The organism is Streptomyces sp. NPDC002386 (assembly GCF_053593175.1).
Genome location: NZ_JBSFBX010000001.1, coordinates 407,725 through 422,135 on the forward strand (window position 1 = coordinate 407,725; position 14,411 = coordinate 422,135).

At 73.3% G+C, this 14,411-nt stretch carries 10 protein-coding genes and 2 tRNA genes; 3 read left to right on the top strand and 9 right to left on the bottom strand.

The features are described 5' to 3' along the window. Positions 1-4 precede the first annotated feature (4 nt). The 5 genes from ACWCPN_RS01840 to leuS form a co-directional block, all read right to left on the bottom strand. The gene (locus ACWCPN_RS01840; RefSeq protein ID WP_451201795.1) at positions 5-2,587 is read right to left on the bottom strand and encodes a ComEC/Rec2 family competence protein; all 2,583 of its coding nucleotides are present in this window, start codon (positions 2,585-2,587) and stop codon (positions 5-7) included. Further along, on the bottom strand, positions 2,584-3,747 hold the full coding sequence (locus tag ACWCPN_RS01845) for a helix-hairpin-helix domain-containing protein (protein WP_451201796.1): 1,164 nt from the start codon (positions 3,745-3,747) through the stop codon (positions 2,584-2,586). The genes ACWCPN_RS01840 and ACWCPN_RS01845 overlap by 4 nt, the downstream gene beginning before the upstream one ends. 166 nt (positions 3,748-3,913) lie before the next feature. After that, positions 3,914-4,759 carry a DegV family protein gene (locus ACWCPN_RS01850; RefSeq protein ID WP_451201797.1) on the bottom strand — a complete coding sequence of 282 codons (846 nt, stop codon included), beginning with the start codon at positions 4,757-4,759 and terminating at the stop codon, positions 3,914-3,916. A 72-nt stretch (positions 4,760-4,831) separates the two neighbouring features. Then, positions 4,832-5,563: a hypothetical protein gene (locus tag ACWCPN_RS01855; protein WP_451201798.1), complete on the bottom strand. Its 732-nt coding sequence runs from the start codon at positions 5,561-5,563 to the stop codon at positions 4,832-4,834. Positions 5,564-5,722: 159 nt separating this feature from the next. Then, the gene (gene leuS / locus ACWCPN_RS01860; RefSeq protein WP_451201799.1) at positions 5,723-8,593 is read right to left on the bottom strand and encodes a leucine--tRNA ligase; all 2,871 of its coding nucleotides are present in this window, start codon (positions 8,591-8,593) and stop codon (positions 5,723-5,725) included. 428 nt (positions 8,594-9,021) lie between these two features. On the opposite strand from leuS, the gene ACWCPN_RS01865 reads away from it, so the two are divergent. Next, positions 9,022-10,308, top strand: a complete 1,287-nt coding sequence (locus tag ACWCPN_RS01865; protein ID WP_451201800.1) for a cytochrome b/b6 domain-containing protein — start codon at positions 9,022-9,024, stop codon at positions 10,306-10,308. Further along, a complete protein-coding gene (locus ACWCPN_RS01870; protein ID WP_451201801.1) occupies positions 10,305-11,915 on the top strand; it encodes an NADH-ubiquinone oxidoreductase-F iron-sulfur binding region domain-containing protein in 1,611 nt (536 codons plus the stop codon). The genes ACWCPN_RS01865 and ACWCPN_RS01870 overlap by 4 nt, the downstream gene beginning before the upstream one ends. A gap of 177 nt (positions 11,916-12,092) precedes the next feature. Here ACWCPN_RS01870 and ACWCPN_RS01875 read toward each other — a convergent pair. Continuing rightward, positions 12,093-12,165: transfer RNA gene (locus ACWCPN_RS01875), tRNA-Ala, on the bottom strand. 114 nt (positions 12,166-12,279) lie between these two features. Between ACWCPN_RS01875 and ACWCPN_RS01880 the strand changes: the two genes are divergently transcribed. Next, positions 12,280-13,509, top strand: a complete 1,230-nt coding sequence (locus ACWCPN_RS01880; protein ID WP_451201803.1) for a glycosyltransferase 87 family protein — start codon at positions 12,280-12,282, stop codon at positions 13,507-13,509. Here the strand turns inward: ACWCPN_RS01880 and ACWCPN_RS01885 are convergent. The 3 genes from ACWCPN_RS01885 to ACWCPN_RS01895 form a co-directional block, all read right to left on the bottom strand. After that, complete coding sequence (locus tag ACWCPN_RS01885) at positions 13,488-13,721, bottom strand: hypothetical protein (protein WP_006136074.1); 234 nt, start codon at positions 13,719-13,721, stop codon at positions 13,488-13,490. The genes ACWCPN_RS01880 and ACWCPN_RS01885 overlap by 22 nt on opposite strands. A 3-nt stretch (positions 13,722-13,724) precedes the next feature. Next, entirely contained in the window at positions 13,725-13,898 is a 174-nt protein-coding gene (locus tag ACWCPN_RS01890; RefSeq protein WP_451201805.1) for a hypothetical protein, read from the bottom strand. A 373-nt stretch (positions 13,899-14,271) separates the two neighbouring features. Beyond that, a tRNA-Ala gene (locus tag ACWCPN_RS01895) sits at positions 14,272-14,344 on the bottom strand. Positions 14,345-14,411: the final 67 nt, after the last annotated feature.

The following is a 14,411-nucleotide window of genomic DNA, read 5'->3' on the forward strand; positions in this document are numbered from 1 at the left end:
CCGCTCAGTCCCGCGTCACCCGCACCTCCCCTTCCGTACCGCCGTCGCCGCCCACCGCGACCGCCCCGTCCCGGTCGGTGCGCAGCACCGTCGCCCCGCCGGCCCGCAGCGCGGCCACGGTCACCGGTGCCGGGTGGCCGTAGGGGTTGTCGGCGCCGGTGGAGACGAGCGCCACCCGCGGGGCGGCCAGCCGCAGCAGGTCCGGGTCCTGGTACGCCGAGCCGTGATGGGCCACCTTCAGCACGTCCACTCCCGCGATCCCGGCCGCGGCCGGTGACCGCAACAGGGCCTGCTGGGCCGGGGGTTCCAGGTCGCCGAGCAGCAGCAGCCGCAGCCCTCCGGACCGCACGAGCAGGACGACACTGGCGTCGTTCGGGCCGTCGGGCTCCGGTGCCGTTGTCCGGCCCGGGGCGGGAGCCCCGGGAGGCCACAGCACCCGCCAGCTCAGCGCACCGATGCGCCGCTCCTCCCCCGCCACCGCCGTGACGAGCGGGATGTGCCGTCGCGCCGCCTCCTTCCCGACGAACTCGGCCTGGTCTGCCGGTTCCTGGTAGTCCGTGGTCTCGATCGCGGCCACCGAACGGCCCCGCAGCACACCGGGCAGACCCGTGACGTGGTCGGCGTGGAAATGGGTCAGGACCAGCAGCGGCACCCGCGTCACGCCGAGTGCCCGCAGGCAGTGGTCCACCGGCTCCGGATCGGGTCCGGCGTCCACCACCACCGCGGTCCCGGCACCGGCCGCGAGCACGGTGGCGTCCCCCTGCCCGACGTCGCACATGGCGTACCGCCAGCCCGGGGGCGGCCAGCCCGTGATCACCCGGGTCAGCGGTGCCGGCCGGACCACCGCCAGCAGGAGCAGCGCGGCCAGCGCGGCGCACCACCCGGGGTGCCGCGGCAGCCTCCGCCCGGCCGCCACGACGGCCACGGTGACCGCCGCGAGCAGCAGCGCCCCCGGCAGGCTCGCCGGCCAGTCCACTCCCGCGCCGGGCAGCGCCGCGCCGGTCCGGGCGATCTTCGCGATCCAGCCCGCGGGCCAGCCGGCGCACCACGCCAGCGCCTTGGCCGCGGGCATCGCCACCGGTGCGACGGCCAGCGCCGCGAACCCCAGCACCGTGGCCGGGGCGACCGCCACCTCGGCGAGCAGATTGCAGGGCACCGCCACCAGGCTCACCCGGGCCGACAGCAGCGCCACGACCGGCGCGCACAGGGCCTGCGCGGCGGCGGCCGCGGCCAGCGCCTCGGCGAGCCGGGCAGGCACCCCGCGCCGCCGCAGCGCTTCGCTCCAGGCGGGCGCCGTCACCAGCAGCGCTCCGGTGGCCAGCACGGAGAGCAGGAACCCGTAGCTGCGGGCCAGCCACGGGTCGTACAGCACCAGCAGCAGCACGGCGGTGGCCAGGGCCGGGATCATGGATCTGCGGCGTCCGGTCGCCAGGGCGAGCAGGGCGACCGTGCCGCAGGCCGCGGCCCGCAGGACGCTGGGGTCGGGCCGGCACACGATCACGAAACCGAGCGTGAGCGCCGCGGCGAGCAGCGCGGTCGCCCGCAGCGGAAGCCCCAGGCGGGGGGCGAGTCCACGGCGCTCGGCGCGCTGGGCGAGGCCCGGCGGCCCGAGGAGCAGGGCGAGCAGGATCGTGAGGTTGCTGCCGGAGACGGCGAGCGTGTGCGCGAGATCCGTCTCCTTGAAGGCCTCGTCGAGTTCAGGCGTGATCCGTGAGGTGTCGCCGACGACCAGCCCGGGCAGCAGCGCCCGGGCGTCCGCGGGCAGTTCCCCGGTCGCCTCGCGCAGCCCGGCCCTGAGCCGGCCCGCCAGCCGCTGCGGACCGTTCGGCCCCGCCACGATCTCCGGCTCCGGATCGCCGCGTACGCGCAGCACGGCCGCGGTGCGGTCCCCGTCCGTCAGGGCGGGCGCCAGCCGGGCGGCCACCCGCAGCCGGGTGGACGGCAGCAGCCCCAGCCAGGCCTGGCGCGCCCCGCGCGGCCCCCGGGCGGCGGCCGCGTCCGCACCGGGAGGAGCTCTCGGCGCCGGGACGTCCCGGTCCACGACCATCAGGACGGGGCTCCGCGTCCGCACGGTCCTCCCGTCGTCCCGCTCGACGCGCCGCACCTCCGCCCGGGCCAGTACCGCCACGGGCGCCGCGTGGTCGCCCCGCACCCGTGGTCTGCTGAGCCAGGGGTCGCCGCTCAGCTCGACCTCGGCGGTCACGGTGGCGAACCGCCGCGCCGACTCCGGCACCGGGCCCCGCCGTACGTCCGCCCCGTGCAGTCCGGCGGATGCGGCGGCCGCGGCCACGCACAGGAGCACGGCGGCGACCGGGGCACGGGACCGGGCGAACCGGCCGGGAGCGGACCGGCACCGCGCCGCCAGCAGGGCGGCCCCGGCGAGCCCGCAGCCGACCGCGAGGACGGCGCTCCAGGCCGCAGAGGCACCGAGCACCACGGCGGCCGTCCCCCAGGCGGCGAGGGCGGACGGCACCAGGCGCAGGTCGGCCGGCGCCTCGGGCCCGCCCGGGTGGCCGTTCCCGCGCTGCTCCCCGGCGGTCTCCCCGGCGGGCCGCGGTCGTCCCGGCCCGGCTCCTCCCCCGCTCATGGCCGCACCAGCGCGCGCAGGTCGGCGAACCGGCGGTCGCCGATGCCGTTGACCTGGCGCAGTTCGTCCACCGAGCGGAAACCGCCGTGCCGGGTGCGGTAGTCGATGATGCGCTGGGCCAGCACCGGACCGACCCCGGGCAGGGTGTCGAGCTGGTCCACGGTCGCCGTGCCGAGGGAGACCGGGGCCGCGGGTCCCGCGCCCGCCGCCGCTCCGCCCGCGCCGTTGGCCGTCCCGGGCGGGGCCGCCGCCGTCCCCGCGGCCACGCCGACCAGCACCTGTTCGCCGTCCACCAGGAAGCGGGCCCGGTTGAGTCCCTCGGTGCTCACCCCCGGCCGGACCCCGCCCGCCGCGCGCAGCGCGTCGGCCACCCGGGAGCCGGCCGGAAGCCGCCGGACTCCGGGCCTGCGGACCTTGCCGCCGACGTCCACGACGATCTCCGCCGCGGGCCCCGTCGAAGCCTCCGTGGCGGGGGCGTTCGCGGATGAGGCGCCGGTGGACCGGCTGGACCGCACGGTCTCGTCCCTGCCGGCGTACGGCGCCCCGGCGCGCACCACCTGAGGAGCGCTCACCGTCTGAGTGCGTCCCGACCAGAAGTGCTGGACGGCGAACACGGCGGCCGCCACGAGCACCACGGCCAGCGCGAGCACGCCCCGCCGCTCCACCCCGCACCGCGTCTGCAGCCAGACCGGTAACCGCTCCCGCAGAGCGAGCCCGGTCCGCTCCCGCAGGGTGGGCGGGAGCCGCCCTTCGGGCTCGAACCGGCCCGGGTAGTCGGCCGGTTGTGTGTCGTCGACGCCGCCCGGGTCCGGGTCGTCGGCCGCGGCGGGCGGCTCGGGTCCGAAAACGGCGGCCTCGGCGATCGCGTCCGGAGCAGGGGGTGCCGTGCTCAGCGGCCGCGGTCCGGACGCGAGCCCCGTCATCCTCTCGGTGTTCGCGGGGGGCCCGTCCGGCGGGGCGTTACCCGACTCCGGCCAGTGCACCGCGCGTTCACCGAAGAGGAGTTCCGCGCGGCGGCGCAGTTCCTCGGCCGGTGCGGGGGTGCGGTGACGGGTGCGGGGACGGTCGGCGGAGCGGCGTCGGACGCGGCCGTCGGAGGCGGGGCCACGGCCCGGTCCGCTGGTCGGAGTGGCGGTGCGTGAACGTGATCGAAGTGCCATGCGACGAGGATCGGGCATCTCTCCGATCAGCGATGATCTTGGGCGATTTCCGTGGATCGCCGCCCCGTTGTGGACATCTCCATCACTCGCACGAGTGATGGAGATCCCGCGCGATCCCGCCCGCCCGGGCACGCCCCGCACCGGCGAGCCGCCGGGCGGCGCCCGCTCAGCGCGGCGAGACGACCGCGCCCAGCAGCCCGGGCCCGGTGTGCGCCCCGATCACCGCGCCGACCTCGCTGACGTGCAGGTCGGCCAGACCGGGCACCCGGGCCCGCAGCCGGTCGGCGAGGGCGGACGCCCGGTCGGGCGCGGCGAGATGGTGAACGGCGATGTCCACCTCGGCGCCGCCCGCCCGGTCGGCGACGATCTCCTCGAGGCGGGCGATCGCCCGGGACGCCGTGCGCACCTTCTCCAGGGGTTCGATGCGGCCGCCCGCCAGTTGCAGCAGCGGCTTCACGGCCAGCGCGGAGCCGAACAGTGCCTGCGCGGCGCCGATGCGGCCGCCGCGGCGCAGATAGTCGAGGGTGTCGACGTAGAAGTAGGCGGAGGTCCCGGACGCCCGCTTCTCGGCGGCGGTGACGGCCTCGTCCACGGTGCCGCCCCCCTCCGCCGTCTCGGCGGCGGCCAGGGCGCAGAACCCCAGGGCCATCGCGATCATCCCGGTGTCCAGCACCCGCACCGGGACCGGCGCCTCGCGCGCGGCGAGGACCGCGGCGTCGTAGGTGCCCGACAGCTCGGCGGACAGGTGCAGGGAGACGATGGCGCTCGCGCCGGACGCGGCGACCTTGCGGTAGGTCTCCGCGAACATCTGCGGGCTGGGCCGGGAGGTGGTGACCGGGCGGCGCTTCTGCAGGGCCTGGGCGAGGGAGCGGGTCGAGATCTCGGTGCCCTCTTCGAGCGCCTGGTCGCCGAGTACGACGGTCAGGGGTACCGCGGTGATGCCGTGGCGCTCCATCGTCCGTGGCGGCAGGTAGGCCGTTGAATCGGTGACGATCGCGACATGGCGGGACATGAGCTGGAGGTTACCCGCCATGGTGCCCGTACGGCAGACCGGCCCCTGTCCGCCGGTCCCGGAGCGGTCCGGTCAAGTGGTGCTCTCCGGGCGCGGTTTCTTCTGCCAGGGGTAGGCCTGGCGCGGTGCGGGCGGGGTGAGCGCGGCCGGGGCCGGTGCCTCGGCGGAACGGGGTGCTCGCGGGTCGGTCCCGGGCTGCCGGCCGGTGGTGCCGTCGGCGGCGGGGGCGTCCGGCCACGGCGGCGCCTGCTGCGGTTCGGTCTGCGTCCAGTGCCGCAGGGCGCCCGTCTCGACGTCGATCTGGGCGCTGAGCGCGTCCAGGTCGTCCTCGGCGAAGCGGTGGGCCCGGTCGCGGGCCGCCCAGCGGAGCGAGTCCGCGGAGCGGGTGACTCGCTCCGTGCGGCGGCGCAGTTCGGGCAGGTGCGCGGCGAGTGTCGTCCGGTCCGGCTCGGACTCCAGGCGCTTGAGGTCGGCGTCCAGCTCCTGTCCGTGCGCGCTGAGCCGCTGGAAGAGGCCGAGCGACTCGCGGAGCGACTCGTCCTCGGCCACGCCCGCGTGCAGCGCTTCCTGGGTGGCGCGCATCGAGCTGCGCAGCGCGAGCCGCAGCTGGGCGATCTCGCCGGCCGGGCCGACCTGGGCGATGGATTTGGCCCGCAGGGTGTGGTCCTCCACGGTGCGGCGGGCCTGCGCGATCGTGCGGTCCACGCCGCGCTTGGCCGCGCCGACCGCCTTGACGGTCGCGTACGCGCCGAGCCCGATGAAGACCAGGAACAGCAGGGCGAACACGGTGATCACTGTTTCCATGCCGCTCCTCCTCAGCCCGGTGCGGCGTTCGCCGCTGTGCTCTCCACGGTAAACGCAGCGGGCAGGTCCGGGGTTCCGGTGAAACCCCGAACCTGCCCGTAGGGGACTACCCCGAGGTGTCCGATCCCCCGGCCCCGCCGCGTTCACACGGCCGCACGGTCACGCCGGAACGATGTTCACCAGCTTCGGCGCGCGCACGATCACCTTGCGGATCGCCGCGCCGTCCAGCGCGGCGACGACCTTCTCGTCCGCCAGCGCCGCCTTCTCCAGCTCCTCGTCGGAGATGGCCGGCGACACCTCCAGACGGGCCTTGACCTTGCCCTTGACCTGCACGACGCAGGTCACGGTCTCGTCCACCACGTACCGCGGGTCGGCGACCGGGAAGTCCCGGTGGACGACCGAGTCGGTGTGGCCCAGCTTGCGCCACAGCTCCTCGGCGACGTGCGGGGCCAGCGGGGCGACCAGCAGCACCAGCGGTTCGGCGACCGAGCGGGACAGCTCGCCACCGGCCTTGGTCAGGTGGTTGTTCAGCTCGGTCACCTTGGCGATGGCCGTGTTGAAGCGCAGGCCCTCCAGGTCCTGGCGCACGCCGTCGATCGCCTTGTGCAGGGCACGCAGCGTCTCCTCGCCCGGCTCGGCGTCGGTGACGGTGACCTCGCCGGTGTTCTCGTCGACGATGTTGCGCCACAGCCGCTGCAGCAGCCGGAACTGGCCGACCACCGCGCGCGTGTCCCACGGCCGCGACACGTCCAGCGGGCCCATCGCCATCTCGTACAGGCGCAGCGTGTCGGCGCCGTACTCGGCGGCGATCTCGTCCGGAGTCACCGCGTTCTTCAGGGACTTGCCCATCTTGCCCAGCAGGCGGGTGACCTTCTCGCCCTGGTGGTGGTACTCGCCGTCCCGCTCCTCGACCTCGGCGGCCGGCACGGCGATGCCACGGCTGTCGCGGTAGACGTAGGCCTGGATCATGCCCTGGTTGAACAGCTTGTGGAACGGCTCCGCGGAGGAGACGTGCCCCAGGTCGAACAGGACCTTGGACCAGAAGCGCGCGTACAGCAGGTGCAGCACGGCGTGCTCGGCGCCGCCGACGTACAGGTCGACACCGCCGTGCGGCAGGCCCTCGCGCGGGCCCATCCAGTACCGCTCGATCTCGGGGTCGACCAGCTGCCGGTCGTTGTGCGGGTCCAGGTAGCGGAACTCGTACCAGCAGGAGCCGGCCCAGTTGGGCATGGTGTTGGTCTCGCGGCGGTACTTCTTCGGCCCGTCGCCCAGGTCCAGGGTGACGTTGACCCAGTCCTCGTTGCGCGACAGCGGGGTCTCGGGCTGCGTGTCGGCGTCGTCCGGGTCGAAGGTGCGCGGGCTGTAGTCCTCGACCTCGGGCAGCTCCAGCGGCAGCATCGACTCGGGCAGCGCGTGGGCGACGCCGTCCTCGTCGTAGACGATCGGGAAGGGCTCGCCCCAGTAGCGCTGGCGACTGAACAGCCAGTCGCGCAGACGGAAGTTGACGGTGCCCTCGCCGATGCCCCGGCGCTCCAGCCAGTCGGTGATGCGGGCCTTGGCCTCGGTGACGCCCAGGCCGTCCAGGGAGATGTCGTCGTTGGCGGAGTTGATGATCTTCGCCTCGTACGACCCGAAGGCGTCCTCCCAGGTGGAGGTGTCCGTGCCGCGGCCGTCGGTGGGCTCGACGACGCAGTGGATCGGCAGTTCGAAGGCGCGCGCGAACTCGAAGTCGCGCTGGTCGCCCGCCGGGACGGCCATGATCGCGCCGGTGCCGTAGCCCATCAGGACGTAGTCGGCGATGAAGACGGGGACCTGCTCGCCGTTGACCGGGTTGGTGGCGTACGCGCCGATGAAGACGCCGGTCTTGTCCTTGGCCTCGGCCTGCCGCTCGACGTCCGACTTGGAGGCGGCCTGCGCGCGGTAGGCGGCGACGGCCTCGGCGGGGGTGGCGTGGCCGCCGGTCCACACCTGGTGGGTGCCCTCGGGCCAGGCCTGCGGGGTGAACTTCTCGACCAGCGGGTGCTCGGGGGCCAGCACCATGTAGGTCGCGCCGAACAGGGTGTCGGGGCGGGTGGTGAAGACGGTGATGCGCTCGCCGTCGATCGGGAAGTCGACGCGGGCGCCCTCGGAGCGGCCGATCCAGTTGCGCTGCTGCAGCTTGATGGCCTCGGGCCAGTCCAGCGCCTCCAGGTCCTCCAGCAGCCGGTCGGCGTAGGCGGTGATGCGCATGTTCCACTGGCGCAGCTTGGCCTTGAAGACCGGGTAGTTGCCGCGCTCGGAGCGGCCGTCGGCGGTGACCTCCTCGTTGGCCAGCACGGTGCCCAGCCCGGGGCACCAGTTGACCGGGGCGTCGGAGGCGTAGGCCAGGCGGTACTCGCCCAGGACCTCGGCGCGCTCGACGGCGCTCAGCTCGTTCCAGGGGCGCCCTCCGGGCACCGCGCGCTCACCGGACTCGAACCGGGCGACCAGCTCGGAGATCGGGCGCGCCGCACCGGCCTCGTCGTCGTACCAGGAGTTGAAGATCTGCAGGAAGATCCACTGGGTCCACTTGTAGTACTCCGGGTCGATCGTCGCGAACGACCGGCGCTTGTCGTGGCCCAGACCCAGCCGGCGCAGCTGGGCCTTCATGTTCTCGATGTTCGCCTCGGTGGACACGCGCGGGTGCGTGCCGGTCTGCACGGCGTACTGCTCGGCGGGCAGGCCGAAGGCGTCGAAGCCCAGGGTGTGCAGGACGTTGTGGCCGGTCATCCGCTGGAACCGGGCGTAGACGTCGGTGGCGATGTAGCCCAGGGGGTGACCGACGTGCAGGCCCGCGCCCGAGGGATAGGGGAACATGTCCATGATGAACTTCTTGGGCCGGGCCGCCAGCTCGGGGTCGCCGGCCAGATCACCCTTGGGGTTCGGCGCCGCGTAGGTGCCGTCGGCGTCCCAGAAGTCCTGCCAGCGTGCCTCGATCTCGGCTGCCATGGCGGCCGTGTAGCGGTGCGGCGCGGCCACCTCGGCGGTGGCAGCGGGGTTCGTCTCGCTCATGATCCTCAAAGCTCCATCGATCGTCTCTGCCTGCGGCTGCCTGCGGCTGTGACACTCAGGAAACGAAAAATCCCCTCGCACAGGAGGGGACGCCGCGCCGATGCCGACCACACGGTTCGACCGGTGGGTCGGTACTGATCAGCGCGGCCCGCTAAGCAGAAGGCGTACGGCACGCATGGCGCTAGGGTACCGCAGCCCTTGAGCAAGCCGCGACGCGCTTCCGTATGCCTGGTGGACATGTCACATCGCCCGCCCGCAACTGAACCAAGGTCAGAGATTACTTCGCGTAACAGCCACTAAGGGACACCGTCCCAGTCCCATTGTCCTTTGATAACAACGCAATAACTCAAAGCTCCTACTGATCGGTATGGCGCCACTTAGAGTTCGGCAGCGGGACCGCTTTCCCGAAACTGCTCGGAGTTGCCCCCATGAACCCTCGTCGTAGTAACAGCTCGCTCCCCAAGCCGGGCCGGTCGGCCTATGGGGTGGCGTCCGCCGTCGTCCTGCTGCTCATACCCGTGATCGTGCTGGTCGGAGGCAGCCAGTTCCAGGAGTTCCTGAACTTCGGAGCGGGCGTGCTGTCCCTGGTCTCGCTGAGCTGTTCGGTGATCTGGGGGCTGTTCGCCCAGGACCGGATCTTCCTGAACACGCGCCAGCGGATCGTCGGCCAGGCGGTGCACCGGACCACCGCGGTCGCCTCCATCGCGTTCCTGCTGCTGCACATCACCACCAAGATCGCCCTGGACCACACCAAGCTGATCGCCGCGGTCATCCCGTTCTCGCTCGGCGTCACCGGAAGCGGCGGTCTGATCGGCCTGGGCTCGCTGGCGGGCCTGCTGATGATCTTCGTGGGCGTGACCGGCGCCCTGCGCAGCAACTTCGCCACGCCGGCCCCGGTCGCCGCCCGCTGGCGGGCGATGCACATGCTGGCCTATCCGGCCTGGTGCGCGGCGCTGGTGCACGGGCTCTACGCGGGTCGCCAGGCCAAGCCGGTCTTCGTGATCCTCTACAGCCTGTCCCTGCTCGGCGTCATGGGCGCGCTGGCGCTGCGTTCGGCCCCGCGCCCCGTCAAGCGCAGGGTCGCCGACCGGCTCGTCGCCGTGCTGGGCAGCTCGGAGCGGCGCGGGCTGGACGAGCTGGACGCGAGCCGCTCCCGGGCCGGCGAGTCCGCCCTGCCGGGCTTCGAGTCCCGGCGCGAGCAGAGGCCGTCGCCCGCCGGCCCGCCGGCCGGCCCCGGGCCGCTGTACCAGACCCCCGCCGCGCCGGCCGCCGAGCCCGCCTCCGGCTTCGCGGCCGCCTACCGCGCGGTGTCCACGCCGGGCCGGCCGCAGCAGCCGTACACGGCCGACCGGACCGCGCGCATGGACCTGCCGCTGGACATGCAGGCCACGGAGGCGATGCCGCGCGTGGACGGGCCGTCCAGCACCTCGGGGAGCTGGCCGATCCCGTCCCCGCCGCCGGTCGGCGAGGCCCCGCCGTCGGCGTACGACCCGCTCCAGGACACGGGATACAACATCCCGGCCTATGGCAATCCGGGCACGGGCGGATACGGCGGACGTGACGTGTACGACACCGGTGAGACGAACGCCGCCTACGGGACGTACAACTCGGGTGACACGTTCAACAGCGGTCCCGCCACCGAAACAAACCCCGGCATGTACGACACGCCGGGTTCGGGCGAACCTTGGAACACGCCTTCCGGAGGCTATAGGTGAACGAGGCCCTGCCCGACGTCCCGGAAGTCCGCGTGGTCGGCCTTCCCCAGCTGACCTCGGGCTTCGACCTTGTGGAGCGGCTCGACCTGCCCATGCACCTCAAGGTGCACGGGCCGCTCGACCCGCTGGGCGGCGAGCAGCTCGCCCAGCTCGCCGAGCGCATCAACCTCAAGGGCCGGGGCGGCGCGGGCTTCCCCTTCCACAGGAAGCTGCGCTCGGTCGCCGAGTCGGCGATCAAGCGCGGGGTGCGGCCGGTCGTCGTCGTCAACGGCAGTGAGGACGAACCGGCCTGCCGCAAGGACACGGTGCTCATCAACCGTGCCCCGCACCTCATCCTGGACGGCGCCCTGCTGTGCGCCGAGGCGCTCGGCGCGCGCACCCTCGTGATCGGCGTCACCCGGGAGTCCACCCAGCGCTCCATGGAGGCCGCGCTCGCCGAACGCGGCCTGAGCAACAGCCGCAGGTCGGCACTGCGCGCGTGGGTGCAGCGCAACCCGGTCCGGATGGTCACCGGCGCCGCCGCGTCGCTGATCCGCTCGGTCGACGGCGGGCCGGCCATCCCGCCGGGCCGCAAGATCAGCGCCTCGCAGAGCGGCGTCGGCGGTGCGCCCACCCTGCTGTCGAACGCGGAGACGTTCGCGCAGCTCGCCATCGCCGCCCGCATCGGCCCGGAGCGCTACGGCAACACCGGCCTGTACGACGAGCCGGGCACCGTCATGCTCACCGTCTCCGGAGCGGTCGCCCGGCCGATGGTGCTCGAGGTCCCCACCGGCGTGCCGCTGCGCTACGTCCTGCAGCTGGCCGGTGCCCCGCCGGTGCCGCAGGGCGTGCTGACCGGCGGCTACCACGGCAAGTGGATCGACGCCGCGACCGTCAACGAGGCGATCGTCTCCCGCAACTCGCTGGACGCGGTGGGCGGTTCGCTGGGGGCGGGCGCGATCCTGCCGATCAGCCAGGAGACCTGCCCGCTCGGCGAGTCGCTGCGGGTGGCCCAGTGGCTGGCCGAGGAGAGCGCCGGCCAGTGCGGGCCCTGCTACCTGGGGCTGCCCGCCGCCGCGCGCGGCCTGGAGGACATCCTGAACGGCGGCGGACCGGCCGCCCTGGAGGCACTGAAGCAGGTCGCGAAGAACGTGAAGCGGCGCGGGGCGTGTTCGCACCCCGACGGCTCCGCGATGTTCCTGGAGTCGACCATCAAGGCGTTCACCGACGACCTGGCCGCGCACGTCCTCGGCAACGGCTGCGGACGGCCCGTGGAGGGCGTGCTGCCGCTCTTCGAGGGGGGCAGGGCCCCCTCGGGCATCGCGGGCGGCGCGGGACCCGAGGAGACGGGCGGGAGCCGCCAGAAGATCCACGTCGACTGGACGCTGTGCCGGGGTCACGGCCTCTGCGCCGACATCCTCCCCGAGGTCTTCGAACTCGGCGCGGACGGCTTCCCGACGGTGGCGCAGGCTCAGGTGCCGCGCTACGCCGAGGCGAAGGCGCTGCGCGCGGTGCGCCGCTGCCCCGCCCTGGCGCTACGCATCGAGGAGGACACCCGCGGCCAGGCGCCGTCACGCAATCTGCCCGTCCTCTCCCAGGGCCGGGGCCGGCGGGCCCTCGGCCGCTGACGACTCGGCCGCGCGTGACGGAGGGGGGATCCGAACCGGGTCCCCCCGCGCGCGTCTGCCGGAGCACACGCGCGCGTACGAGCCGGCCGCGGTGGCGGACACGTCCGCGACGAGGAACGTGACAGGAAACACGTCGAAGGCGGACCATCCATTCGGATGGTCCGCCTTCGATTTCTGTGGAGCTAAGGAGAATTGAACTCCTGACCTCCTGCATGCCATGCAGGCGCTCTACCAACTGAGCTATAGCCCCTTGCTTTGTTCCGCCCGGTTTCCCCGGCGGCGACGCCAACATTACACGCTCCCCGGGGTGCAGTACCAAATCGGTTTCCGTTTGGCTCCCGTACGGAGGCTAATGTCTGCTTTCGTGACCCTGACAGCGTTCCCCGGAGCCCGGCGTCGCGTACCGGTGGCGGCGGGCGCGTGCCTGGTGTCGTTCACCGCGTTCTGGCTGGCCCAGCGGGCCGCGCACGTGTCGATGATCGACCTGATGGTGTACCGGGCCGAGGGCGCCACCGTCCGCGCGGGCGGTGATCTGTACGCGCTGCGGGCGACCGCCGCGCACCTGCCCACCACCTATCCCCCGTTCGCGGCCCTGCTGTTCACGGCGTTGACGCTGCCGGGCACCGCGGTCCTGCGCACGCTGGCCACGGCCGGGAACCTGGTCCTGCTGCTGGTGTTCGTGCGGCTGTCCCTGAGACTCGTCGGCCACACGCGCGCGGAGACGGTCTGGTGGGTCGCGGCGGCGGCCGTCTGGTGCGAGCCGGTGTGGACCACGCTGCGCTACGGCCAGGTCAACCTGCTGCTGGCCACGGTGGTGCTCCGGGACCTGACCCGCCACCGCGCCGACGGCCGCGGCCGCTGGGCCGGCGTGGGGCTCGGGCTCGCCGCCGCGGTGAAGCTGACGCCGGCGCTGTTCCCGGTGTTCCTGCTGACCACGGGGGTCGTGGCGCGGCTGCGGGGCGGTGACGGGGAGCCGTGGCTGCGTCACGCGCGCGGGGCGGCCGTCGCGTTCGCCGGTGCCACGCTGCTCGCGGCCGCCGTCCTGCCGTACGACTCGTGGCGCTTCTGGACGGACACGGTGTTCCGCTCGGACCGGGTCGGGCACGCCGAGGACACCGCCGACCAGGCCCTGCGCGGGGTGCTGGCGCGTCTGCTGCACACTCCGGACCCGGGAGCCGCCTGGACGGCCTGCGCGGCCGTGGTGACGGCCGTGGGGCTCGCGGTGGCGGTGCGGGCGGAGCTGCGCGGGCTGCGGGCCTGGGCCGTGTGCTGCTGCGCGGTCACGGCGCTGCTGGTCAGCCCGGTGTCGTGGACGCACCACTGGGTGTGGTGCGTACCCCTGGTGCTGCTGCTGTGGACGCGCGGGCACCGGGTGGCGGCCGCGGGCACGGCCCTGGTGTTCTGCGCGTACGTCCCCTGGTGGGTGCCGCACGGTCCGGCACGGCCCGAACTGCACCAGAACGGCGTCCAGATGACGCTCTCGGCCCTCTACGCGGGGACCGCGGCGCTGTGCCTGGCGCTGGCCGGGGGCTCGACATCGTTGCCGGGGCGGCGGCAGGGGTCAGCGATACGTCAAGCGGTGACGAAGGAGTAGAACCTCTTGAGCGTGCAGTGCTCCTCGAGCAGACGGCCGTAGATCGGCTCGCCCTCCAGCTCGCGGTACGTCTCGATCGGGTCGCCTTTTATGATCAGCGCCCGCGCGCATTCCTCGCACCAGTACTGGTAGTCGGGATTGATCGGCTCCATGTCACGGACGATCGGCGTACCACTGCCGCACCAGTCGCACTTTCGCCTGTGTGCACCCATCGATCAGCTCCAGCTGTGGCCGCAGGCCGTGCACACGTAGGAGATACCGCCATTGTCGCCGAGGACCTGCGCCACATGCCCGGAACCGCAGGAGGGGCAGCTGAGCCGGGTGGTCGTGTCCCGTATCAACGCAGCACCGAGGAGGTGGCCGACCTCCCCAAGGATGCTCGCAGGCATCGCTACTCCTCCCGTCGGGCCGCGCCCCCTTCCGGCCGTTTGATTCTGCCACGGCCGGGCCAATACGGTCAGCGACGCCTCGGTACCGGTCCGGACACGGCGCCCCTCACGGCCGGGTCCACCGGTGTCCGCGCGCCCGCCGGGAACGCCTCCGTGGAGGTATACGCCCGCGGGACCCCGGGTGACTCAAGCCGGAACGGGACCAGTCTGCACAACATCGCCCCGCCGGGTCAGCCGGACCAGCCGGTAACGCGAGGAACAGGCCATCCGGTGGGTCGCGCGCAACAGTCGCCGGAACACAGAGGATCCCGCCCCCCGAGGGGGACGGGATCCTCATCACCGATCTCTGACAACTCGACAGAGTGTCGATCCGTGGAGCTAAGGAGAATTGAACTCCTGACCTCCTGCATGCCATGCAGGCGCTCTACCAACTGAGCTATAGCCCCTTGTCCCACGCGGCGAGCCGCATGGTGTTTCGCCCCGCTCGGCGGGGCGAACAAGAAGAACTTTAGC

Coding starts and splice junctions, on each gene's coding strand:
- ACWCPN_RS01840 (WP_451201795.1), bottom strand. CDS start 2,587: ATGAGCGGGGGAGGAGCCGGGCCGGGACGACCGCGGCCCGCCGGGGAG.
- ACWCPN_RS01845 (WP_451201796.1), bottom strand. CDS start 3,747: ATGGCACTTCGATCACGTTCACGCACCGCCACTCCGACCAGCGGACCG.
- ACWCPN_RS01850 (WP_451201797.1), bottom strand. CDS start 4,759: ATGTCCCGCCATGTCGCGATCGTCACCGATTCAACGGCCTACCTGCCG.
- ACWCPN_RS01855 (WP_451201798.1), bottom strand. CDS start 5,563: ATGGAAACAGTGATCACCGTGTTCGCCCTGCTGTTCCTGGTCTTCATC.
- leuS (WP_451201799.1), bottom strand. CDS start 8,593: ATGAGCGAGACGAACCCCGCTGCCACCGCCGAGGTGGCCGCGCCGCAC.
- ACWCPN_RS01865 (WP_451201800.1), top strand. CDS start 9,022: ATGAACCCTCGTCGTAGTAACAGCTCGCTCCCCAAGCCGGGCCGGTCG.
- ACWCPN_RS01885 (WP_006136074.1), bottom strand. CDS start 13,721: ATGGGTGCACACAGGCGAAAGTGCGACTGGTGCGGCAGTGGTACGCCG.
- ACWCPN_RS01890 (WP_451201805.1), bottom strand. CDS start 13,898: ATGCCTGCGAGCATCCTTGGGGAGGTCGGCCACCTCCTCGGTGCTGCG.